Here is a 24,316-nt window from a genome sequence, read left to right as displayed (position 1 = left end):
TCATACCACGCGCATGGTATTTGCCCATGTCATGATGGCCAAGCAGCGCAGCTTGCATTTATCTGCAGCAAGCCCGCAACACCGGTCGTCAACCGGATAGAGGCGTGACTTGTGCCTTTCGATTGCCGCAGGGATCGTGTTTCATACCGGATAGTTATTAGTAGCCCGGTATAATTCGCATGCAGTCTTTGCGCATTTTAATGTTCACCACATTTTACCCACCCTATTCCTTTGGCGGTGACGCCGTCGGGATTCAGCGTATGGCAAGGGCGCTTGTGGCACGAGGTCATGACGTGACCGTGGTGCATGACGAAGACAGTTATCTGATCCTCGGCGGCAAACCCCAGCCCGCGGGCGAGCCCGATGGAATTCGCCGGATCGGGTTGCGCAGCCGCAATGGCATGATGTCGAACCTGCTGACCCAGCAGCTTGGCCGACCGGTTGTCCATGCTGCCCGCATCCGCGAGATACTGGCCGAACGGCAGCCGGATATCATCTGGCACAACAACACATCCCTGATCGGCGGACCGGGCCTATTGCCGATGGGCGAAGGGCTGAAGGTTTATGAAGCGCATGAACACTGGTTGGTCTGTCCAACCCACGTTCTATGGCGGCACGGGCGCGAGCTGTGTGACGACCGTCAGTGCCTGCGCTGTGTGCTGAATTACAAACGCCCGCCGCAGCTGTGGCGTTATACCGGTGCGCTGGACCGGGCGCTGGACCACATGGATCTGATCGTCGCCAAAAGCGAATTTAGCCGTTCCAAACATCGCGAGTTTGGCCTGCGTCAGGAGATGCAGGTGTTGCCCTATTTCCTGCCCGATCTGGAGCAGAGTGCCTTGCCGGAGCCGGCAGCACATGACCGCCCTTATTTCCTGTTTGTTGGGCGGCTGGAAAAGATCAAGGGGTTGCAGGACGTGTTCCCGGCCTTTGACCGCTATCCCGATGCTGACCTGCTGATCCTGGGCGATGGTGATTACGCAGATGAGCTGAAGGCACAGGCCGCAGGCAATGACCGGATCAAATTCCTGGGCCGCAAGACACTGGAAGAGCTTAACGCCTATTACCGTGGGGCCATCGGGCTGATCGTGCCGTCGGTGTGTTATGAGACCTTCGGCATCATCCTGATCGAAAGTTTCCGACTGGGCACGCCCGTCATCGCACGCCGACTGGGACCTTTCCCTGAAATCGTCGAGCGCGCAAGCGGCGGATCGCTGTTTGAGACCGAGGACGATCTGATCGCCGCGATGAGCTACCTGCAACATCATCCCGACCGACGTGTGAGGCAGGGTGCTGCCGCGCGCAAGGCGTTTCTGGCTATCTGGCACGAAACCTCGGTGCTTGAGGCGTATGGGGCCGCTCTAGCCCGTGCTGCGCATGGTAAAGGTAACCGCGCGCTGGCCACGGCGCTGGAGGCTGGGGCGTTTGAGTTCGGATCCGCAAATCAAATGCCTGCCAACCTTCGGGACAATCAGGAAAGGCTTTTCAATGACACGTAATAGAATGTCGATCGGCCCGGAGAAAAGCTCTATTTGGTGGCGAATTGCCCGATGGGTATTGCAATTGTTCGGAATTATGTTGTCGGGATTTTTGGTGGTCCTTGTGCTGCTGGCTGGGGTCATCTTAATGATCGTTGTTGCCAACACCGCGCTGCGCGATCTTGAAACCACCATGCGCGCAACCACGGATCAGGACCAGTTGCCTGAACCAGATCTTTCAACGCTGCAACGAACCGCACTTTTTATAACATCTCAGTTTCTTCCATTACATCAGCCTGGTTTTCAGATGGTTACACCCGGCCGAGTCTTTCGCGACTGCACAGACTGCCCAGAAATGATTGAGGTTCCAAAGGGCTATTTCCTGCTGGGTTCTCCGATTTTTGAAAAGGGCCGCCATGCACATCTGTTTAGTCACACGCCCCTTCGGGCTCAGTTGAAGCTGGTTAACCGCGAGGGTCCGAGGCGTCTGGTGCACATTTCACGTCCGTTGGCATACTCTCGCTATGAGATTACGTATGGGCAGTGGCGGCAGGCTCAGGAAGACCCGGAATGGTCATCAATAACCGGGCGTGCTTCGTTTCTTCCCGACTGGGGAGCGAGCTATCGCGACGATCAGCCTATGACCGAGGTCGAGTGGAGTGACGCAAAAGCATATGCCGCTTATCTGAGCGCGAAGACCGGGTACACCTATCGTTTGCCAACGGATGCCGAATGGGAATACGCGGCCCGGGCCGGCTCGGTAACGCGGTTCCCATGGGGCAACGACATTGGCAAGAACAACGCGATCTGTGTCAACTGTTCCTCTATATGGTCTGAGCGCAAGCCTGGACCCGTCGGTCAGCATCCACCCAATGATTTTGGGCTCTATGATATGCATGGCAACGGATTTGAGTGGGTCGAAGATTGCTATGAAGCCTATCACGATCCCGTGAAAATCGACGGCTCTCCTTATGTGCAGGATGCGTGCGAATTTCGGACAGTTCGTGGAGGCGGTCCGGCTTCCCCGGGCTGGCAGAACCGATCGGCTTTCCGTGTTGGGCCACATCACTACAACCGTGGCTATGGGCATGCCATTCGCCTCGTTCGGGAATTGGACTAGGCTGGTTGGTTAGGCGTCAGGGGGCCAACGTTCCAATCCGGTGGGCATTGGCCATGACCGAGAAGGTGATGGTTGTGGCCGGAATGCTGGGCAGGCTTGAAGCATCGACAAGGTGTACCCGCGACAGTCCTTTGGGCCGACCCAGAATATCCGACTGTCCTGTGTGGGGCGTTTGAGCCATGGGCACTGAGCCGCCGACATGAAAGCTGGACCCCACAGCACCGGGGCGGCGGGCAAATTTGAGCGATACCAACCCGGCCAGCTTCAGTATCTGCGCCAGACGGGATGTGGCCCGCGCCATGATCTGTTCGGTGGCCTCATTGGTCTGGATAGTGGACACAAGCCGCCCGTCAGGGGCCAGGGTCAGATCTATGCGTGCGGAATGGTCGGAATGCAGAAATGCCTGCGCCACGATCAACCGACGTGCCAGCATATGCCATATAGGGGCCGAACCGGGCAGTTTCGCACCATAGCTACGGATCAAATCCTGGGCATAGAACTCATTCCAGGTATAGATCTGGCTGTGCACCAGATGGGGAGAGAGATCGGGGTCATCCAGCTCGATGAAAATCTGCGGCAGGGTGTGATAGGGGGCTTGATCGGGGCGGCGTGGGGCACGCCAGCGGTGCAGGCTGGGCAGAAAGAAATGCTGGCTGTCCTGTAATTGCAGGCGTGCTGCCGGATCCGCCGAAGACAACAGCAGCAAACGCGCCGTTTCCAGAACGCCTGCGGCGACAAAAACACGCTCGGCCTTCAGGCTCTCGCCGCCATCCAGCCGGACAGTGACATGATCGGCCTGCTCCTCGAATGCATGGGCAAGGCCGCTGCGGTAGCGGAACGCCGTGTGGTGGCGCAGAGCCTCAAGTGTTTGTCTGGCCGAATAAATATGCCCCCAAGGGCACCCATGCAGACACTGGCCGCAGTAGCGGCAACCCGGATCCACAGCCAGGCGTGCCATCCCGGCAGATGCCCCCAACCCCGCAAGGCTGGTTCGCTGTTGCTTCAGACGGTGCAGAATGTGCCCGGCCTGAGGCGACGGGGTCAACGGAACCCGGTTCTGCATCGGAAAGGCGGGGAACAGGGCCTGCAATGCATCCTCTCGCCCGCTCACCGGCAGAAATTTGGCAACCGCCCGGTAATGCGGTGCCAGATCCTGCGCGCTCAGCGGCCAGTCGGTGATATCTGTATCCCGGTTGGGCAGGATTGCCGATCCCCAAAGGTTGGATAACCCCCCCGCCGCGTGTGAGGCGCGTAGTCCGATCTGATCCGGCGCAACCAGTGTTTCTGCACCTGGCACCATGGCAAAATCGGACCCGAACCGGCGCACCTGTCCGGGCGGCGTGTCTAACTGAGGGGCCTGCCAGGCCCGAATATCACTCGCAGACCAGTCCTCAGGATCTGAGGCCGCCATCTGGTCGCGACGCTCCCGTGCAGAGGCTTCAAGTTCTTCCCCTCCGTCTATCATCAAAACCTGACGACCGCGGTTCAGAAGGGCAATGGCCACCGATATACCTGCTGGCCCCGACCCGATGACAAGATCGGTCACGGGGTGCGGCCCGTCTGCACTGACAGATGCGCCCTCATGCGGGAACCGGGCGGGTCATCTCGGCAACGATATCATCGATGATCTGTTGCAGCGTCCGCATCGGACGGAACCCGGTGACCCTTTGCAGTTTCGAGACATCGGGCAGGCGGCGCTGCATGTCCTCGAACCCTTCGGGGTAGACGGTGTCATAGGGGACGAATTGGATTTCCGAGGTCGAGCTGGTTGTTCGAATGACCTGCTCGGCCAGTTCGCGGATCGTGACCTCCTGATCGGTGCCGACATTGAACACGTCACCGCGTGCCTCGGGCAGGGTCATCAGACGGCACATGGCCTCGACCACATCCGCCACATGGCCGAAGCAGCGCGATTGCTCGCCAGTGCCGTGCACCATCAGCGGCGCGCCTTCCAACGCGGATTTCACGAAATTCGGCAGTACCATCCCGTAGCGCCCGGTCTGACGTGGGCCGGTGGTGTTGAAGAACCGCAGCACCGTGACAGGCAGGTCGGATTCCCGCGCATGGGCCAGCGCCAGAAATTCGTCCAGCGTCTTGGCGCAGGCATAAGACCATCGCAGGTTGCGGGTGGCGCCGATGGTCAGGTCGCCTTCTTCCTGAAAGGGGAAATTGGTGCTTTTGCCATAAACCTCGGAACTGGAAGCGATGAAAGTATGCGTCTTGTCCACCAGCGCGGCATCCAGCACGTTTTCCGTGCCCGCAACATTGGTCAGGATCGACCGGCTGGGTTCATCCATGATCAGCTTAACCCCAACGGCCGCTGCCAGATGGAACACCACATCTGCTGGTCCGACCAGATCGGCGACCTGCTGGCGATCCAGGATACTGCCTTTGACGAAGGTGAACCCCGGGTGATCAGCAACGCTGGCCAGATTGGACATGAGCCCGGTCGACAGGTCATCAAGAACCGTGACGGTATGGCCGTCCCCAATCAGTCTTTCCGCCAGATGAGAGCCGATAAATCCGGCCCCGCCGGTCACCAGAATATGCATATCTATATACCTATCACTTGTTCTGAACCACTGTGCCGGAGTGTACAATCTGTCCCGCGCCTCCGGCTATAGTCGCGGATAAAAAAAGGTTTGCTCACCAAGGCTTCCCCCGAATGGCCGCCCGCAAACCACGCATCATTTTGCGCGCCGCAAGATAGGGCCAGCCGCGCCCGGCAAGATGCGCCTGCCAGCGGGCGATGTCGGTGAAATAGAACATCTCGAGCCGGGGCAGGTCGTGGATGTCATCTTTCGGTCCGGCGACACCCAGCCTTGTGCCGACCGAGGTGTCGTAATGCAACGCGATCTGCCTGAGCACGCTGTTGTTCGACACGCCATAGGGCGGTGCGAAATGCCGGACAGGCTGGCCAAGCCGGGCAGCTATATCCTGCCCGGATCCGGTGACTTCTTCTTCCAACGCCTCTGCATCCAGCGTCGACAGATCTGGGTGGCTGACACTATGCGCTCCAAAACAAACGCCTTCCCCTGCCAGGGTTTCGATCCTGTCCCAATCCATCAGGGGGCGGGTGGGGATGTTGCCCCCGGCCCAGCTGTCACTGCCGCCCATCCGACCCGAGGGCAGATAGACGATCGGGGTGAAATTATGATCGCGCAGGATCGGCCAGGCGGTGTCGGCGAAATCTTCGAACCCGTCATCGAAGCTGATGATAACCACGCGCGGGGCAGGCGGGTTGGCCAGCGCATCAGGTGTGACCACCGGCAGGCCCGAGTCCGCAAGCACCTGCATCTGGGCTTTGAACACCTCGGGTGCAATCGAGGTCGGCCCCGGCGCATCCGAGATCGAATGATACATCAGGATATCGGCCTGCCAGGCGGACATGGATCAGTCTTCCACCACATGGGTGGCAAAGACCTCGCGGTATTTGTTCCATTTCGCGCGGTAGACATGGCCATTGCCGTCAATGCAATCTGCCGCGCCATAGGCCATGGCAAAAGCGTGGTGCGTATTATCGTGCGCAAAAAGGCCCTGCCGTCCAAATACGAGCAATCCGTCCATATCTGAGAGCCATTGATCCACCGTATCAAACCGCTCTTCATAACCCACATCGTAAACCGGATAGGCATGGCTCAGCCGCCGGGTTTCGCAGCGGCGCACCGGTACCGTGACGGGCAAGCCCAGCTGGCCCAGCCATTTGGTGAATTCCTGCCCCAGTTCCTCGTCGGACATGGACCACCATTTTTCATCCGGGTCGCAGGGCAGCTCGGCACACAGAACAGTGACGCCCTTCGGCTCGCCACTGGCGTTATAGTTCTTGGGTTCTGACATGCGGCTGATCGGGATCGACAGTTCGGGGAAGTAATGCGCATCGAACTCGGTGAACTGGTCGGTCTCAAGCACCAGGTACAGCAGGATCATGCCCCGGAACCGGATCGCGCGGGCGGCTTCGACCACCTCGGCCGGAGCGTCGCCGATCAGGCGCGTCAGCCCGGTTAGCGGGATGGTCGACAGGATCAGATCGCCGGTCAGCTTCCGCTCGCCATCTTCGTCGCGGATCGTCAACCCGGTGATGCGGTTGCCGTCCCTATCGATGGCGGTGATTTCAGTGTTGAACAGAAAGCTGGCACCGTTGCTTTCCGCACTGTTCCGCATCGCGTCCGAGATCTGCCCGAACCCCTTGCGCGGATAAAAGAACCGCCCCGCCGTTTCGCTGCGCAGACCCGGCAGCAGGCGCAGCATCTTCATCAGGATCTTGCCGACCGAGCCGCTGCCCACCCGCCGTTCCGCCAGTTTCACCGCCAGCTTGTCCGGATCCAGACCCCACAGCTTGCGTACGTAAGGGAAATAGAAATTGTCCGAAATCGTCGGTCCCAGCCCGTCATAGAGCACGGTCGAGAATGTCTCGGGACCTTCGCTTTTCTTGCGGAAGGGTTTCAGCGCCATGTCCCCGATCAGCGACGCGGCAAAGGGTTTGGGCAGGCGTAACAGCGCATCGGTCAATTTCAGCGGAAAGTGAATCCATTTGCCGCCCAGCCGGATGCGCCCATGGCGGGGGCGCAGCAGCAAGTCGTCCCCTAGCAGGGCTTTTACATCGGCCAGAACCTCGGGCTCGGCCGCCGGATGAAACCGGTGCGAGCCATAGTCGCAGATCACACCTTCGACCGGGAACGAGGCCGAATTGCCGCCCGCAACAGGCGCACGTTCGATCACGGTGACCTTGGCCTGCCCGGTGAGGGCATGGGCAGCGGCCAGACCAGCCGGTCCGGCGCCGAGGATGATGATTTCAGGCTTGTCGCCATTGGGTCGGGAAACATCCGTCACTTGCACTCTTCCTTCTGGGAACTTGCCGGGGTGCTGAACCGCATCCCGGACATGGTCAGAACCAGCGCGCCTAACCCGCCCGCCGTGAACAAAACAACTTGCCAGACCAGCCCGGCGGCCACGACCGCGGCGGCGCTGGCACCAAAGGGGGCCAGAAAACCGGCCAGCGTCGCCTCGCGCAGGCCCAGCCCGTTCAGGGATACCGGCAGCACGGCAATGATCTTGGCCAGTGGCCAGGCGAATATCCAAGGGCCCGCCGCCACATCGACCCCCGCCGCAATGGCCAGCCACCAGGCCAGCAGGATCAGCAACAGCTGAATCAGCACAGATGCGATGAAAGCTACAGCCAGCTTTCCGGGCTTGCGCCCCATCCCGGCCAGCGCCTCGGATAGGCGATGGGCAAAGCCCTTGCCGGGCAGGGACGGCACATAGCGCCAGGGCAGGGGCAGCAGGCGCGGCAAAGCGACCATGCCCACCAGCGCCGCCAGCAAGACCAGAGCTACAGGCCAGATCATATGCCCGCCCGCAACGCTTTCCCATGTCAGGACCAGCCCCAGACAAGAGAGTGTCAGCAGGGCCACCATGTCGATCAGCCGATCCACGGTTGCGCCCGCAACAACCTGCGCGCCGTCCTTCATTGCCGCTTGCGCCAGGCCGGCGCGTACCGTGTCACCTCCGATTGCTCCGGGCAGGCACAGATTGGCCGCTAACCCGGCAAAATGCGCCCGGATGGCCAGCGGGGCCGCAAATCCGCGCCCCAGAAGCAGCCACCATTTCAGCGCCGCCGCGACATGGGCCAGCAGGAACAGGACCAGCACGCATAGAAATACCCAGATCGGGATTGCCTTCAGCGCGGCCACGATTGCATCAGCAGGCAGAATCCAGAACAGGATCGCCAGCACCACGACCGATCCGGCAACCCGGATCAGCCAGCGCCGTTGACTTGGATCGGAAAGCATACCGCCGCTCCTGTCAGGGTCTCAGATGCAGCCGCGAGATCATGTCGGCGATCAGCCCCAGCGACCAGATCATGATCGCCGCCAGGAACGAGAACACCGCCGTTTCACTGAGGTTCCAGTAGAACATGTCGATAATGAATTTCACTGTGCCCAATGTGAAAAACGCCAGACCCAGCGGGATGAACACCCGCAGCGGATTGAACAGCGTGCTGATGCGCAGGATCAGGATGATGAAGTTCAGGAAATCAATCGGCCGGATTTTCGACTTTCCCACCCGTTTGCCATATTCGATCGGCGTATAGATCATCCGCTTGCCATTCGAGGTCATGCACAGCGTGATCGTGGTGGTGAACGAGAAGTTCTGCGGCAGCAGCGGCAGGAACGGGATCAGCTCGGATTTGCGGAACACGCGCAGGCCCGAGTTCAGATCGTTGATCTTGCGCTCGGCCAGGAACGACGCAAAGGCGAACAGGAATTTCTTGGCCGGTCTGCGCAGCAGCGGCACGTTTTTCATCGCCGCCCCCCGGTCGCCGACCACCATATCCTGATCGCGGCACATGGCCAGCATGCCGGGCAGATAGCGTGCGGGATAAGTGCTGTCGGCGTCCAGAATGGCGACATACTCATACTGCGCCATCCGCACCCCACGCTTGAGGCTGGCACCGTAGCCTGAATTCACGTCGTTGAAGGTGACGGTGGCTCCGCTGGCCTCGGCCTCGGCGCGGGTATTATCCTGGCTGGCATCGTCCACCACGATGATCTCGTAGGGGATGCCCAGCGGTTCAAGGTGGGTGCGCACATCCTCGACCGTGTGGCGCACGGCGTTTTCTTCGTTGAACGCGGGGATGACCACGCTCAGGCTCATGCCGGCGGTTTCCGATGCGATCAGCTCTTCGCATGTGGTGCTGTTCGTTTCCATCGGCTCTGCGACTTTGTTCATGAAAATGAAAACCTTTTATTCACTCAATAATCCCTGTCCCGGACCCTGCTGCCAAACGCGCGCAGGGCATTGAACGCGACGGGCATAATTCCCTGTATTGTGTATAGTATTCGAACACGTACAGACTGAACATAGACAATAAATTTGACCAAATTCGACCGTTAAGGCGTCAAGTTTGTATTTACGTATACTGCGCGCAGCAGGTGTGAGTGTTTGAGGCATGTGCCGCCTGGCACATGGTGAGGTTTGGGTGGCAGGAAGGAAACGGATGTCAGGGCGACAAAGTTTCAGCAGCGGAGTTGCCTGGATGTCGGCTGGTATCTGGGTCGAGCAGGCGTTCAACTTCATCATTTTTGCCATTCTTGCCCGTATTTTAGGGGTTGAGGCCTTTGGCCTGCTGGCGATGGTAGCGGCCTTTGTGCTGTTTTCCGAATTCCTGGTGCGCGAAACGATTTCCGACATTCTGCTGACCCGTGACGCGCTGTCGCCAGAGCGGTTGAACTCAGTTTTCTGGCTGTTGACGCTGCTGGGGGGCGTGCTGACGATCGTGTTGTATCTGGGCGCGGGACCGGTCGCAGATTTCTACAATGAGCCGATTGCGCGCGAATTGTTGATCGGATTGTCCCCAACGGTGCTGATGATTTCACTGACGGCGGTGCCGGTGGCGATCCTGCGCCGGGAAATGCGGTTCCGCGTTCTGGCCATCCGCGCAGCGCTTGGCGCGGCGGTCGGCGGGATCGTGGGAATTGGCATGGCAGTGGCCGGATACGGGGTCTGGAGCTTGGTCGGTCAGCGGCTGGCGATGACGGCCACCAACATCGTGATGGCATGGGGCGCGGTGTCCTGGCGCCCGGCCCTTGACGTGTCGCGGGATCACATGCGGGCAATCCTGCATTTTGGTCATCGGATTTTGGGCTTGCGCGCAGCCGAACTGGCTGCGGTGCAGTCCCCAGCGGTGATCATCGGCGCGATGCTGGGGCCGGTGCAGGCGGGATATTATGCTATTGCCTGGCGTGTGATCGAGACAGCCGCGTTTCTTATGATCACACCGCTGCGCACCGTGGCGCAGCCCGCCTTTGGCGCGGCGGCGCGCGATGGTGGCCAGGCGGCGGATTTGCTGATGGATGTCATGCGCCTGACCGGGTTTTTCGCCTTCCCTGCCTTTGCCGGGCTGGCGGTTCTGTCGGAACCCGCGCTGGTGTTGCTGTTCGGTCAGAAATGGGCTCCGGCCGCTCCGGTCCTGAGCCTGATGTCGGTGTTTGGCATGTATCTGTGCGCCGAAAAGGTGCAGCAGACCTTTTGTCTGGCGGCAGGTCAGGCCGGGCGTCTGGCGGTTCTGTCCTGGTTCGAAGTGGCGCTGGCGGCGGTGGTGATTGTGGTGCTGGCCCCGTATGGTTTGCCCGTCGTCACCGCCGGTTTTGTGGCTATTTTTCTGCTGATCTGGCCGCTCAAATTCGCCAATCTGGGGCATATTGCAGGGCTGTCCGGCCTGACCCTGGCGCAGCAGCACTTTGCACCGTTTTTGCTATCCGCAGGAATGGCAGCGTCGGTACTTGGAGTTGTGTGGCAAATCGACGGTAAATCTCAGATTCTGATCCTTCTGACCGGTACTGTGATTGGGATTATTGTTTATTGCCTATTGGCTGTTTTGTTTTTGCGCGAAAGGTTACGTCTGCTGATCGCAATGGTGCGCATGCAAGAGAAAACAGGCCCTGACACCGATCCGCAAGAAGCCAAGGGGTAGTGCATAATGATGCGCCGCCCATATTGGTTGATTGGCGGAGCGCGCAGCTACCAAATCGGTGCGCCGAGGCGGAAATTGACGGTTTTCTCCCCGCCGTCAGATTTTTGAAGGTGAGCAACAATGTTGTTTTCTGTTGCAGCGGGATTGAGCTTAAAATAGGCTCTGGCCTTGTCATCATAATGTACAAAATCAACTGTTGGTGGCGCCTCACCGTTAACCTTGATAACTGCAGACTGAACATCTGGTTCGCCAATTAGTAACTCGATATCGAGAGTAGCGTCACGCCTGAGCGGGGCACGCATGATCAACCGAGCAACTGTGCCAGGCGCGTCGGTTGGGAATGCTCTGGTCTTGTCATAAGAATTCGGGCCAAAGCGATAAAAGGCAGTGAACAAAATGCCCGCGAGCAACAACACATAGGCCCATCGGGTCCATCCCAGACCGTGCCATATGCGCCGGACTGAACCACGATGCGCGGTATCTGGGACCAGGCGGGCAGCAAAAATCAAGGCTCCGGTATAGGCGAGGCCGGTGGCGATCAGCCCGAGTACGATCCAAAGCGTCATCGAGAAAGCACCGCCCCAAGTTCCAAAATGCAGCATGTTCATCAAAGGTTTCCAATAGGCAAAACCCTTGACGTCATGTGGTGTGAAGGCGCCCAGAACCTTGAGGGTTACCGGGTCGATGGACACACTTCCAGGACCAAAGAAACCTGAATATCCCTTTACTGGTCCTGAGAAACCAAGACTGTCAGTTTTCTTTTCGGGCACGAACATAAGGAATGGCTCAAGCCCGGGCAAAGCAGCGCGGGCGCGCGCTTCAGCCTGAGCAATGAGGGCTGAATCAAAATTGGCAGGTAGTGCCGTGTCGCGCGGGGTTGGCGCTTCGGGTTTCGGGCGTGTGCCGTCAAAGCCCAGACTACCCAGCAGAAAATAGAAACTGGTTACGGAAATCAGGATCAGCAGCGGTGCTGTCCAGACAGCTGTTAACCGGTGTGCTCCACCAGCCCAAGAACGCACCCCTCCCGAACTGTTGGGCCAGCGGAAGAACCCTCTCCAGAAGCGTCGATAGGTGATTAGGCCGCTGATGATCTGAAACAGCAGTACGACTGATGTGGCGCATATCAACATGAAGATAATTCGCTGTTGTGTCAGGAACGTGTCATGCAGGTCGCGCATAATCGAACGAAAGCCCAGAGATCGTGTTTCCTCTACAACTGCACCGGTCACAGGGTCTGTCCAGAACCCCACCTTTTCGCCCCATCCCGTGCGACCCAGAGTGTGATCCACAAACCATGGAGTCTGGCGTTTGATCACCAAAGAGATACTGCTCTCTGGATGAGCCTCTTTGACACCATCATAGATCATGCCGAAACTGGCGGTGCGATCTTCTTTGGTCATCATGGTCCAGATGTTTGGACGACCGATCTTTTCAATTTCGATCGCGGCAACAAGCAACGTACCGGTCAGAAACATGAACAAAAAAAACAGAGACAGGTGCAGACCCAGCCAGGTGTGGAGCTTAAAGAGTGCATTACGGATTTTGCGGTTCATCTGAATAGCTCTTGGTAACAATTCTGGTTCATACTAAGCGGCGTAAATGTACAGGAAACAATGGCTATACGGCATTGTTGTAAAAGCAAAGCGGATTTGGCTTTCTATGTTGCCGTGAGTGCACATTATTTCACGATATTTCTGCGGTTTAAGTGTTGTGCGAATCCCGAACTTCGCGGGATGGTATGAATATACCCGGGTATTGGTGGGATAAGCGGTGCTGTTTGATGTTAAATAAAGCTATGAAAACAATTTCTATTGTTTCGCCATGCTTCAATGAAGAAGACAACGTGGCGAATTGTTATGAGACTGTAAAGGCAATTTTCGACAAGGAACTGCCGGGCTACAAGCGCGAGCATATCTTCATCGACAATGCCTCTTCGGACCGAACCGTGGACATCCTGCGCGAGATTGCTGCACAGGATCAGGACGTGAAGGTTGTGGTCAACGCTCGCAATTTCGGGGTGTTCCGCTCAACTTTCAACGGGCTGCGCTATGCGACCGGCGACGGGATCGTCGTCATGCTACCTGTTGATCTGCAGGACCCGCCCGAGCTGATCCCGGAATTCGTCGAGCTGTGGGAAAGCGGTTATGACGTGGTGGCCGGTGCCCGCAGCACCCGCGAGGAAGGGTTTGTGATGCGCAACGCACGTGGCCTTTTCTATCGGATCGTCAATGGCCTGTCGGATGTCTGGCTGGAGCCGTCGGTCGGAGAGTTTCAGCTAATTGACCGCAAGGTTCTGAAGGCGGTGCTGGCGCATAAGGATCACTATCCCTACATCCGTGGCATCATCGCAAGCTGCGGCTTTCGCCGGATTATTAAACCCTATGTCTGGAAGGCTCGCGCAAGGGGACTGTCGAAACACAGCCTGCTGGCGCTGACAGATCAGGCGTTGAACGCGATCTTTTCCTTCACGCGCGCTCCGATGCGGTTCTGCACGATCAGTGGGCTGGTGATCGCCATCAGCTGCATTCTGTTTTCACTTATTTCCGTAGTGCTTTTCTTCGTCAATCCCGATCAGGCACCGCGCGGGACAACCACTATCATCGTATCCCTGTTTTTCTTGTCTGGCATTCAGATGCTGTTCATTGGGATGTTGGGCGAATACATCACCTCAATCCATAATCAGGTGCGCGGTGGGCCCATCGTAACTGAGCAGGAGAGGATCAATATTGAAGGTCCTGCACGGGACCCGGCCTTGGTTCACGAAGAGCATCTGGCATGATGGCTCCGTCATGTTGCTTCTGCCTTGCATTGGTGTTGACCCTGTGTGCCGGTCCCGTTTGGGCCATGGATGCACCGGTCACAAATGCCACGTTGGCCGAGTTGCGCATCTGGTTTGTTGCCATGGTTGCCGCTGCCGTGCTTTTGTTGGCTGTGTTTCGGGCGCGTGGGCAGACTCTGTTTGGGCTTCTGGGCGCGATGGTTCTTTTAGGTAGTTCAGCCCGGTTGTGGCTTACCCAGCCCCTGTGGTTTCCGCGGCTTGAGATTTCGACCGACCCACTCGAGAACCTGCTCATGCTGGCGATACTGGCGGCGCAGGCCGCACTGACCAGTCTTGTGCTGCTGCGGTCTGCGGGTCGTCAGGCAGCCATCCGTGGCCTTGTCGCTGAAGCAGGGATTGTCCGCCTGTTTCTTCTGATGGTTCTGATCGCGGTTTTCTGCCTGTCCGCAACACCTTATGTGGCCTATGGCTATTACGTGGCCTTCGGACTGCAGATCGGTGTTGGCGGTGCATTATCTCTTGTTCAGATAGCCACGCTGGTCGCCATGTTCGCCGTGGCAGGTCCCGATCGCATGCCGCGTATCCCGGTGGCCGCTCTGGCGAGTTTTGCGGCAGTGGCCAGTGCCGTCCTTGCCTGGACGGCGTTCGACCGTGTTCCCCATGTCGAGGATGAACTGGCCTATCTCTTTCAGGCACGGACCTTCGCGGCTGGTACGCTCTGGGCTCCGGTCCCGCCCGAAGCCGCACAACCCGCACTGGAATATTATCTTCTCGAAGTGCACGAGGGCAAATGGATCAGTGTCCCGGCACAAGGCTGGGCCATTGTTCTGAGCCTTGGAGTTTTGATCGGGGCACCCTGGGTGATCAATCCGATCCTGACCGGAATATCGGTCTGGCTGGCCCATGACATCGTCCGCCGGACCGTCAGCAGGGAACGCGCGGATCTGGTCGCGCTGCTGATGGCGACCTCGCCCTGGGTGCTGGCTATCGGGGCCACGCTGATGACGCATTCCGTGATGCTGGTCGTGATACTTTTGGCCTGGTGGTGTCTGATCCGGGCCGGAGAAGGTTCAGCGAGGCGGGCGATCCTGTTGGCGTTTATTGCCGGGCTGGCGTTGGGGTGGGGCTTTGTGACCAGACCACTGGACGGATTGATTGTCGGCGGGCTGACTGGTTTGTGGTTGCTGCGACGCTTGCCCGCAGGGATTGGACAGGTTCTAGCCTGCGCCGTGGGTGGTGTCGTATCCGGGTCCGTTTTTTTGCTGCTCAATTATGGGACCACCGGCGATATGCTGCTGACCCCGCAATCCGATTACCTGAGCCGGCTCTGGCCCGACACGAAAAATGCGTTCGGTTTCGGCCCCAATGTGGGACCACCCGCCAAAAGCTGGGGCGCGTTGGATATCTGGGTTGGCCACAGCCCGGCCGAGGGTTTGCTGAACCTGATCAACGGGATTGCCTCGCTCAACCTTGAACTTCTGGGCTGGACCTTCGGATCGCTGGTTCCGATTTGGATTGTCTTCATCTGGCGCAAGCGCCTGACCGGATTCGACCGGGCCATGCTGGTGATCCTGGTGGCCCTTGTGGGTGTGCTGTTCTTCTATTGGTTCACCGGCACTTTTTATCTGGGACCACGTTACTGGCATACGGCACTTTTACCGTTTCTGGTTCTTTCAGCGGCTGGGATCGAGGCGGTCAAAGACCGGCTGCCGGACCAGTATCACGGTCGCCTGCACTGTATCGTCCTGCTGCTTTGCGTAGTCTCGGTCGTCAGTTTCACTTCATGGCGTGGGGTCTCGAAATACGATGGGTACGGTGGCTTTACCGACGACATCAGGCGTCAGGCACAGGCCGCAGAGCTGAGCAATGCTCTGGTTTTTGTTTCGACAAATGCCAATATCGGATCAGCGCTTTATCTCAACGACCCGTTTCTGCCCGAGGGTAAGCCGATTTTCCTGCGCGATATGGGGCCTGAGCAGAACGCAGCCATCATAGCAGCCTTTCCCCGGCGCGAGGTTGTCTATCTGGGGGATAGCGAATAGGCCCGCGGGCCTATTCGGCCGCATGCTGATTTTCACTCGGTACGAAGTTGCGCCGGAAATCCTTGGCAAACATCGTCCGGGTGAACCGACCCAGCCCCGAGGCATGTTCGCCAAAGGTCTCGATGCGGGTCAGCAGGGTGGCTTTCACCCTTTGATCAACCTGGGTCTGGAATTCGCGGGGCGCGTCGAACTGATAGTCCTGCAGCACACCTTCATATCCCGAATTCCGCCAGGCCTCGAGATCGAAGGACGAGCTCCAGACCGGTTCGTGTTCCAGAGTTTCCGAGAAAGGCACATGCAGCATCACGGCGCTGTAGTAATTGATGATCGTGTCGAGCATCTCGTGCGCTTCGTGGTCATCCTTGTCCAGAAGATCACTGATCGCCCGTTTCAGGAAATCAAGTGCTTCGTCCAGCACGATGAACCGGCCAATCATCGAGTATTTGCTGAGCAGATTGCCTCCCAACTCGCCGCTGATCAGATCATCGTAATTTTTCTGTGCCCAGGCGACACAATCGGCGCGGGTTTCGAACAGTTCCTGCTGGTTTTCTGCCAGATAACCGGCCACCGCATCCCGGAAGGGCTGGGGGGCCTGATCGAGAATTTCCTGCATATGCTTGACGATCAGGAAGGGACGGATGCCACGGGACCGAGCCAGCCGGAAGGCTTCTTCAAAATTGTCTTCGTAATAGAAGATCGTCAGCAGCAGATGGAAAACACGGGTGTCGAGATAATCCTGGAACGAGAAATTCTCGGACTGGACCACCATTTCTTCGGTCTCGACCACGGTTGGGCCTGTATATTTGCCCAGGCATCGGGCGACGACCCGGTGCAGGGTCTTGAACCCGAATTTCTCGCGGCTGTCGGGATTGGCCAGCGGTGCACCGTGCAACAGCATCAACTGATGTGCAGCCACCCGGCTGACACCGGTTTCGATCAGCTTGTCCACCGCATCCATAAAGGATTCCTTGGTTTCGCCCGGCATACACAGGATCAGTTCGCCATAGGACTGCATTCCCTTTGAATGAAGCTCCTGCTGTACCTCGGCATAGGTATCCAGACTGATATTGTCGCGTTTGATGTTCTTCAGAACTTCCGGATTTAGAGACTGAACCGATGAGGTCATCGGCAAGCGACCCTTGGCCTTGCGCATCACCTTGATGATCCGGTCGCCGCGGTTCTTGCCTGTGGTTGTCCGGATGTATTTGGGCCAGTCGTACCGGTCCATCAGATGCCCCAAATAATCGGCCACCTCTTCATCCTGCACATACATGCCGAAATTGTCGTCAGCAAAACAGAGCGGGCTGGCGTGGTTGATACGAGCCACGATGTAATCCAGATCGGCCTTGGTGCGTTCAAACGAATGGCGGAAGACTTTCGAGTTCGATTTGACCGCCGAGTTGCAGAAGGCACAGGTAAACGGACAGCCGCGTGCCAGTTGCATCAGTGCAAACAGGCCGGTGTCAAAGAACTTGTCCATCAGCCCGGCCAGATAGGGCGATGGAATTTCGTCCAGATCACGGATGCGGGGCGGTTCGCCCCCGCGCAGGATCTCTCCGGTTTTGGGATGTACATAAAGCGCGCCATCGACGGCTTCTTCCCACATGCCTTCGCGCTGGCCGCCGACATCGATGAAACGCTGCAACGTGCTTAGAAAGGCGCGCTCACCTTCATAGGTGGGGCCGCGTACATGCATGTCGATCTGTGGCATGGTCCGGATCCAGCTTTCCTGCTCATCTTCGGTCAGTGGAAAGTTGGGGCCACCCATCAGGGTCAGAATGTTGGGATTGACCGTTTTCACATAGTCGGCAAATGACAGGGCGAGATGGTGGTTCCAGGAATAGCTGGAAAAGCCAATTACGTCGGGCGGAGCTGTGTCGATTGCAGCTTTGAGCTCTTGGGGGTCACGGAAGATCGCAGCATCAATTGGCGTTGGGCTTTTTGCATAAGCTTGGGCGAAAGTCGCAAGATTTCCGACACCCAACGGGTAGGTGTCCGATGTTGCAGTAACGAGGTTGTGGCCGAGATCGGCAAGGTAAAGACGCATTAGTTAACTATCCTCGCGGTACAGTTCTTATGTCAAATTTCAGACTCCATGGTCAGTTCGGTCTTCAATGGCTTTTAAGCCAGAATATTATATTCAAGCATTTTTTACACCTCCTGTTGCCATGGAAAGCGATCTGTCAGCACCCGGGAAATCAGGATGAAGGCCAAGATTGCGGCCGGAAGGACGATTATCCCCTGCGCAATGATTGGTTGAAATCCCACGGACAGCAGACCCTCCAGAGACAGGGCATTGAATGCATAAACCACCAGATAGGACAGGATATAAAATGGCAACCGACCCAGGCCCTTGGTATCGAATACAAGGCGCGCATGGGTCATGAAATTCCACAGAACCCCACCGGAAAACGAGATCACCAGCGCGACTTGTGGGGGCAAGCCGGACAGATTGAGAATGGTGAAGAGCGCATAGCCGAACGCCGTGTTCAATACGCCGACCATGGCAAAGCGCATGAAAGATTTCTTGCGGGGAACAAGCAGTTTCTTCAAGTCTGCCCCCCTTCGGATCTAAGAATATCGGCCACGCCCGAGGTGATATCATGTTGCGGCACAAATCCGGCCTCATGCTGCAACCGGCCCACATCCGCCGCCAACCGGGCCGGATCATCTGCTGCGCGCGTGATCGCACCCAATCGGATCAGGTCGGGCCGGCGCATCTGGTTTGCCACCTCTGAAATCAGGTCCCGAACCGGGATTGCGGTGCCGCTGGCGACATTGACAGCGCCGGTCACATTCGTCTCCAGCAGTTGTAACAGAGCGCGGGCCAGATCATTTACATGCAGGAAGTCGCGCTCTTGCAGTCCATCGGTGCAATCTACGGGTTGGCCCGCTTTGAGGTTCGAAATCAGGTCGCCGAACAACCTCCCCGGCGGTTCGCCTGATCCGTAAACAAAAAAGATACGAGCCCAGGCCAGTGACAGGCCAAGCGAGCCCTGCCCTGCACACAGCGCCAGACCGGTTCCGGCCTTGGCCGCGCCATACAAGGTGCGTGGCCGCAAAGGCGTTGCTTCGGTCAGGTCTGGTATGGACCAGTCATATTCGGCGCAGCTTCCGGCGCAGACTGCGCGTTGGCCGCCTGTTCGCGCGAATTCCCGCACCAAATGCAACGTGGCGGCCATACAGTCCAGATTGGCCGCAGAAGTCCAGCGGTCGCGCGAGCCGTCATGCCATGCCAGATGAACCAGATGGCTGGCGCGGGCCGCTTCGAGGGCTGTTGTGGTGGCACCGGGGTCCAGCAGATCGCAGGCGATGTCGCTTGCCGGGTTGCGGCCCAGCGTCACCACCTCATGACCCGCCTTTGTCAGAGCCGGGACTGTCGCGCGTCCAATCAGGCCGGTGGCCCCGGTCAGTAGAACCCGTGCCATCAGCTGATCCTGACCTCCGGCACGGCGGTCACGAACCGGGTGCCCTGCGCCTTCAGGTCGGACAGTTGATCCGTGACCTCGTCCCGGATGTTCCAGGGCAGGATCAGCACGTAATCCGGCGGCGTCTCGCGCAGCGCTTCGACCCCGTGCACAGGGATATGGCTGCCGGGCAGCAGCGTGTTCTGCTTGGCCGGGTTGCGATCAACGCAGTAAGAGATCAGATCGGGGCCGATCCCGGCATAATTCAACAGCGTGTTGCCCTTGGCGGCGGCACCATAGGCGGCAACGGTGTCCCCCCTGGCATTTGCTTCGCGCAGAAAAGCAAGCAATCCGTCGCGCAGCGCTTCGACCTGCGTGGTGAAATTCATATAACCCTCAGGCCGGTCGAACTGCGCTGCGGCCTCATCCGCGCGGACCTTGGCCACACCAGATCCTTCGGGGTGGCTGGCGCCTTCAAGGCAGGCGAACACCCGCAGCGATCCGCCATGGGTTGGCAGTTCTTCAACGTCAAACACACGCAGGCCCGCCTTGGCAAAGATTGCCTCGACCGCCAGCAGTGACAGATAGGAGTAGTGTTCGTGATAGATCGTATCGAACTGGACTTCGTTGATCAGGTTCAGAAGGTGAGGGAATTCGACCGTATAGACCGCATCACCCGTCAGAAGCGTGGCGATCCCGGCGACGAAATCGTTGATGTCGGGCACATGCGCCAGAACATTGGCCGAAGCGATCAACGCTGGAGGTTTTTCTGCCGCAGCAACCTTTTGCGCCAGTGCCTTGCCGAAATAGTCGACCAGCGTGCGCACGCCTTTTTCTTCGGCCGCTGCCGCCACGCTACCTGAAGGTTCAATCCCCAGAACCGGGATGCCTTTCTCGACGAAATACTGCAGCAGATATCCGTCATTCGAGGCGATCTCGATCACCAGATCATCCGGCCCCAGATCAAACCGATCGACCATCCTTTCGACATAAGCCTTGGCATGGGCCAGCCAGCTGTCCGAATAGCTGGAGAAATAGGCGTAATCCGCATTGAATATCTCGTCCGCTGGCACGGCATCTTCGACCTGCACTAGATGGCAATTGTTACAGACCCAGGCATGCAGCGGGTAGCGCGGACAGGCGGTGCCAGCACGCTCGGGCGGGACATAGGAATTAGCCAGCGGTGAAAGCCCCAGATCGACCAGAGTCTGGGTCAGGGCTGCACCGCAGCTTCGGCAAGCGGGCTTTGTCATTGCGGCATCCTCCAGCGCAGATCCTCGCTCAGCGTTCCATTGCGGATATGCTCTTCGAGCGCCTTAAGCCGCATCAGCGGTGACGATCTGAAATCGGCATCGCCAAAGTTGATGTCGTTCAGCAATTGCAACAGGTCCCGGATGGTTCCTTCAAGCGTCTGCTCTGGCTGGTGTTCGGGTGCCAGCTGTTTGTAGAGCGAAAAGTCGACCTTGTACGAACGGTTGTCGGGTGAGGCGTCGGGATTGATCGAATAACTGGCCCCGGGGACCGCCTCGGCCACGGCCTGCGCCAGATCGCGGATCTGATAATTCCACACATCCGACCCGGCATTGACCGCCAGCCATTGACCTCCGGCATCTTCGGTCCGGGAGATGGCCCAGTCGATGGCCCGGGCCATGTCGCGCACATCGATCAGCGGCCGCCACGGGCTGCCATCGCTGAGCACGGTGATCTTGCCTGCGGTGGTGGCGCAGGCGGCGAAGTCATTTAGCACCAGATCCAGCCGCAGCCGGGGTGAAGGTCCGCAGGCGGTGGCAAACCGCAGCGCGGTACGCAGCATACCCGGCGTGTCCATGGCCTCAAGCGCGCGCTCAGTCCCGATCTTACTGCGGGCATAGGCCGTCAGTGGGTTCAGGGGCGCATCCTCGGATCGTGCGTCGCCCTCGGCAAAGCCATAGACCGAACAGCTGGAGGCGAAGACAAAGCGCGACACCCTGGCCTCGGCGGCCAGATGTGCAGCGTGGACAATGGCGTCCTGATTGATTTCCGTGGTGACGGTTTCGAACCGTGCGCCCATCGGATCGTTCGAGATGGCCGCCAGCGCAACAACCGCATCCGCCCCCTGAAACAGCGACGCGTCAATGTCGCGAATATCCGCGATGATTTGCTGGTTCAGAACCCGTTCGGGCCACGCATCATGCGTGGTCAACCTGTCCGAGAAAAACCCGGGATCAAGGCCGATCAGATTGGCGTTGGGATAAGATCTTCGCAAGGCCGCAGCCACGACCGGGCCAATATAGCCCAGATTGCCAAGCAGGATAATTTTCGGAGCGGAACCCAGCGTCATTCCCAGACCTTCCATGGAGCATTGCCTTCCTGCCAGCGCGCTTCAAGCTGACGGCGGTCGCGGAGCGTATCCATCGGCTGCCAGAAGCCTCTGTGACGAAACGCCATCAGATCGCCTTCTGCGGCCAGTGTTTCAAGCGGGGCGCGTTCCCAGATCGCGCCGTCCTCGTCCAGAAGCTCACCAACCGAAGGATGCAGCACGAAGAACCCGCCATTGATAAAGCCACCGTCACCGCCCGGCTTTTCGGCGAAACGCTCGATCTGATCGCTGGCCAGTTCCAGCGCGCCGAAACGGCCTGGCGGTACGACTGCGGTGAGTGTGGCGCGTTTGCCGTGGCTTTTGTGGAACGCGACCAGCGCGCTGATATCGACATTCCCGACCCCGTCGCCATAGGTCATGCAAAAGGCCTCTTCATCCTTGAGCAGATGCATGACGCGACGCAGTCGTCCCCCCGTCTGGCTATCCTCGCCGGTATCGACCAGCGTCACGCGCCACGGTTCCGATTTGCTGTTTGCAATCTCAAGCCCGCCATTGGCCAGATCGATCGTGACGTCCGAGCTGTGCAGAAAGAAATTCGCAAAGTATTCCTTGATGACATAACCTTTGTAGCCAAGGCAGACGATGAAATCGGTAATGCCGTGGGCGGCATAGATTTTCATGATATGCCAGATGATCGGTTTTCCCCCGATCTCGACCATGGGTTTCGGTATCCTGACGGTTTCTTCGCTGAGCCGGGTCCCTAAACCACCGGCCAGAATAACGCACTTCATAAAATTGCTCCCTCGTTAACAACGAAGCCAGCCACCAATTTTCAGGTCCTGAACCCGGACCCGGCGTGACTTGATCCTACAAACTCTCGCAAGCAGTAGGACGGGAGCGGTTCGCCCATGTCAAGATTCACAAGGCTCCGAGTCATGATGCATCCGATTTCCGGGTGCTCTGGTGTCTGGGTATGCACAATATGATGGATGGGCGGGTATTGTTGATGCGCCCTCCCGCGTCAGAGCTATGGGCAGATCGTAGCATATTCTGAGATACGAATAGATGGCGCAGTGGGTCGGAGACATGGTACCCGTCGCAGCGGCGTGTCGGGTTTGACAATGGTTATTTCGAAACGTGGCAAGGTGGTTTCCAAGATGAATAACTATTTTACTATTCAATACGTTGAAAGCCTCATCCGCTGCCTAGAAGGCGCCCGCGATTGTGTTCCCTGCAAGCCGGACACCCGTTTTCAGGAGAGCTGATCGAGGCTTCCAAGCGGTCCGGGTCTTTGGGCTCGAGTGCTGTCAGGGCCAGCTTACCCATGCTTCCATTTCGTCCTGCACAAGGAGAAAGAAACGGCGGGCAGGCATTCCTTTTTGGGGGCCATTAGGAATTTGTTGTGAATCGACGATAACCTCTTGTACCGTGAGATAAGGGTTTTTGTATGGATGTTAGTGATTTGCCAAAAAATATTGTTCCAGTCGTAGTTATAGGGGGTGGGCCAGCGGGTCTGACCGCCGCCTACGAACTCCAGAAGCTGAGTGATACGCATGTTCCCAGGGTTTTTGAGGCCTCGGATATGGTGGGGGGCATTTCGCGAACCGAAACGCACAAAGGCTACCGCTTCGATATTGGCGGGCACCGGTTTTTTACCAAGGTGCAGGAAGTCGAGGATATGTGGCACGAAGTGATGGGCGATGACTTTATCACCGTGCAACGCCTGAGCCGCATCTTCTACCGCAACAAATTTTATGATTATCCGCTGCGCATCTTCAACGCTCTGGGCAATATCGGTCCTTATGAGACCTATAAGATCATCGGCAGCTTCATTAAATGGAAGCTGCGGCCCAAGCCGCAGGAAGATACCTTTGAAGAATGGGTGATCAACCGCTTTGGCGGGCGGCTTTATATGCATTTCTTCCACAGCTACACCAAGAAAGTCTGGGGTATCCCGCCCTCGGAAATCCGGGCGGACTGGGCTGCGCAGCGGATCAAGAACCTGTCTTTGCCCAAAGCGGTCTGGAACGCTATTTCGGGCGCAAATGACACGGCCAGCCTGATTGAAGAATTCCAATACCCCCGTCTGGGTCCTGGTATGATGTGGGAAAAGACCCGGGATCTGATCAAGGAAAAGGGCGGGTCGGTCGAAACCCATTCCGAAGTGATCAAGGTGAATCGCGAGGGCAATCGGGTCACCTCGATTGATGTACGCCATTGGACTGAAGACGGCGAAAAACACATTGAGAGGGTGGAAGGCACGGAGTTCATCAATTCCATGGCGGTGCGCGATCTGATCCATGCTTTTGATCCGCCGCCGCCGCCCGAGGTTGTCGAGGCGGCAGACCGCCTGCGGTATCGCGATTTCCTGATCGTGACCCTGATTCTGGATCATGCTGACCCGTTCCCGGACAACTGGATCTACATCCACAGCCCCAAGGTGAAGGTTGGTCGTATCCAGAATTTCCGGGCCTGGTCCAAGGAAATGCTGCCCGATCAGAACACCGCGTCGATCGGGATGGAGTATTTCTGCCAGAAAGGTGACGGGTTGTGGTCATCCGCTGACAAGGATCTCAAGCATCTTGCCAGTGAAGAGCTTGAAAAACTCGGTTTGGCCAAGGCCGGTGATGTTATCGATTGTGCGGTTATCCGACAGCCCAAGGCTTATCCGGTTTATGACAGCGAGTACAAGGATGCTCTGGACACGGTCAGCGGCTG

Annotated in this window: 19 protein-coding genes; 6 read left to right on the top strand and 13 right to left on the bottom strand. The window is 58.0% G+C overall.

The window, feature by feature from the left end; translation table 11 throughout:
- The first annotated feature begins 200 nt into the window (after nt 1–200).
- Nucleotides 201–1,499: a glycosyltransferase family 4 protein gene (locus tag I9187_RS19425; RefSeq protein WP_209509818.1), complete on the top strand. Its 1,299-nt coding sequence runs from the start codon at nt 201–203 to the stop codon at nt 1,497–1,499.
- Nucleotides 1,489–2,598 (top strand): SUMF1/EgtB/PvdO family nonheme iron enzyme, encoded by a 1,110-nt coding sequence (locus I9187_RS19420; RefSeq protein ID WP_245223312.1) that lies wholly within the window; start codon nt 1,489–1,491, stop codon nt 2,596–2,598. Before I9187_RS19425 ends, I9187_RS19420 begins: the two co-directional genes overlap by 11 nt.
- 16 nt (nt 2,599–2,614) lie before the next feature.
- Here the strand turns inward: I9187_RS19420 and I9187_RS22220 are convergent, their stop codons facing one another.
- From I9187_RS22220 to I9187_RS19390, 6 genes are all read right to left on the bottom strand, one after another.
- Entirely contained in the window at nt 2,615–4,144 is a 1,530-nt protein-coding gene (locus I9187_RS22220; protein ID WP_209509819.1) for a GMC oxidoreductase, read from the bottom strand.
- A gap of 34 nt (nt 4,145–4,178) precedes the next feature.
- Entirely contained in the window at nt 4,179–5,150 is a 972-nt protein-coding gene (locus I9187_RS19410; RefSeq protein WP_209509820.1) for an NAD-dependent epimerase/dehydratase family protein, read from the bottom strand.
- A gap of 94 nt (nt 5,151–5,244) precedes the next feature.
- Complete coding sequence (locus I9187_RS19405; RefSeq protein ID WP_209509821.1) at nt 5,245–5,988, bottom strand: polysaccharide deacetylase family protein; 744 nt, start codon at nt 5,986–5,988, stop codon at nt 5,245–5,247.
- A 3-nt stretch (nt 5,989–5,991) separates the two neighbouring features.
- On the bottom strand, nt 5,992–7,428 hold the full coding sequence (locus I9187_RS19400; protein WP_209509822.1) for an FAD-dependent oxidoreductase: 1,437 nt from the start codon (nt 7,426–7,428) through the stop codon (nt 5,992–5,994).
- Entirely contained in the window at nt 7,425–8,387 is a 963-nt protein-coding gene (locus tag I9187_RS19395; RefSeq protein ID WP_209509823.1) for a lysylphosphatidylglycerol synthase transmembrane domain-containing protein, read from the bottom strand. The genes I9187_RS19400 and I9187_RS19395 overlap by 4 nt, the downstream gene beginning before the upstream one ends.
- A gap of 13 nt (nt 8,388–8,400) precedes the next feature.
- The gene (locus I9187_RS19390; protein ID WP_209509824.1) at nt 8,401–9,327 is read right to left on the bottom strand and encodes a glycosyltransferase family 2 protein; all 927 of its coding nucleotides are present in this window, start codon (nt 9,325–9,327) and stop codon (nt 8,401–8,403) included.
- Nucleotides 9,328–9,634: 307 nt separating this feature from the next.
- Here I9187_RS19390 and I9187_RS19385 point away from each other — a divergent pair, with 307 nt between their 5' ends.
- Nucleotides 9,635–11,071 (top strand): lipopolysaccharide biosynthesis protein, encoded by a 1,437-nt coding sequence (locus I9187_RS19385; RefSeq protein WP_209509825.1) that lies wholly within the window; start codon nt 9,635–9,637, stop codon nt 11,069–11,071.
- Between the two features lie 47 nt (nt 11,072–11,118).
- Here I9187_RS19385 and I9187_RS19380 read toward each other — a convergent pair whose 3' ends face one another.
- On the bottom strand, nt 11,119–12,624 hold the full coding sequence (locus tag I9187_RS19380; RefSeq protein WP_209509826.1) for a PepSY-associated TM helix domain-containing protein: 1,506 nt from the start codon (nt 12,622–12,624) through the stop codon (nt 11,119–11,121).
- 185 nt (nt 12,625–12,809) lie between these two features.
- Here I9187_RS19380 and I9187_RS19375 point away from each other — a divergent pair, with 185 nt between their 5' ends.
- Entirely contained in the window at nt 12,810–13,850 is a 1,041-nt protein-coding gene (locus tag I9187_RS19375; protein ID WP_348540151.1) for a glycosyltransferase, read from the top strand.
- Nucleotides 13,847–15,892, top strand: a complete 2,046-nt coding sequence (locus tag I9187_RS19370) for a glycosyltransferase family 39 protein (protein WP_209509828.1) — start codon at nt 13,847–13,849, stop codon at nt 15,890–15,892. Before I9187_RS19375 ends, I9187_RS19370 begins: the two co-directional genes overlap by 4 nt.
- Nucleotides 15,893–15,902: 10 nt before the next feature.
- Here I9187_RS19370 and I9187_RS19365 read toward each other — a convergent pair whose 3' ends face one another.
- From I9187_RS19365 to rfbF, 6 genes are all read right to left on the bottom strand, one after another.
- Entirely contained in the window at nt 15,903–17,939 is a 2,037-nt protein-coding gene (locus tag I9187_RS19365; RefSeq protein ID WP_209509829.1) for a radical SAM protein, read from the bottom strand.
- Between the two features lie 104 nt (nt 17,940–18,043).
- Nucleotides 18,044–18,445: a GtrA family protein gene (locus I9187_RS19360; RefSeq protein WP_171621444.1), complete on the bottom strand. Its 402-nt coding sequence runs from the start codon at nt 18,443–18,445 to the stop codon at nt 18,044–18,046.
- Nucleotides 18,442–19,320, bottom strand: coding sequence for an NAD(P)-dependent oxidoreductase (locus I9187_RS19355; RefSeq protein ID WP_209509830.1), 879 nt, complete (start codon nt 19,318–19,320; stop codon nt 18,442–18,444). The genes I9187_RS19360 and I9187_RS19355 overlap by 4 nt, the downstream gene beginning before the upstream one ends.
- Nucleotides 19,320–20,552 carry a class I SAM-dependent methyltransferase gene (locus I9187_RS19350; RefSeq protein ID WP_209509831.1) on the bottom strand — a complete coding sequence of 411 codons (1,233 nt, stop codon included), beginning with the start codon at nt 20,550–20,552 and terminating at the stop codon, nt 19,320–19,322. Before I9187_RS19350 ends, I9187_RS19355 begins: the two co-directional genes overlap by 1 nt.
- The gene (locus I9187_RS19345; protein ID WP_209509832.1) at nt 20,549–21,634 is read right to left on the bottom strand and encodes an SDR family oxidoreductase; all 1,086 of its coding nucleotides are present in this window, start codon (nt 21,632–21,634) and stop codon (nt 20,549–20,551) included. Before I9187_RS19345 ends, I9187_RS19350 begins: the two co-directional genes overlap by 4 nt.
- On the bottom strand, nt 21,616–22,389 hold the full coding sequence (gene rfbF, locus I9187_RS19340; RefSeq protein ID WP_209509833.1) for a glucose-1-phosphate cytidylyltransferase: 774 nt from the start codon (nt 22,387–22,389) through the stop codon (nt 21,616–21,618). The genes I9187_RS19345 and rfbF overlap by 19 nt, the downstream gene beginning before the upstream one ends.
- 671 nt (nt 22,390–23,060) lie before the next feature.
- Between rfbF and I9187_RS19335 the strand changes: the two genes are divergently transcribed.
- The coding region (locus I9187_RS19335; RefSeq protein WP_245223310.1) for an NAD(P)/FAD-dependent oxidoreductase at nt 23,061–24,316 on the top strand (1,256 nt) is incomplete at its 3' end.

Source organism: Ruegeria sp. HKCCE4148, assembly GCF_017872495.1.
Taxonomy (GTDB): domain Bacteria; phylum Pseudomonadota; class Alphaproteobacteria; order Rhodobacterales; family Rhodobacteraceae; genus Ruegeria.
Note: the sequence above shows the minus strand (reverse complement) of the source record. Positions and strands in the feature narration are given on the sequence as shown.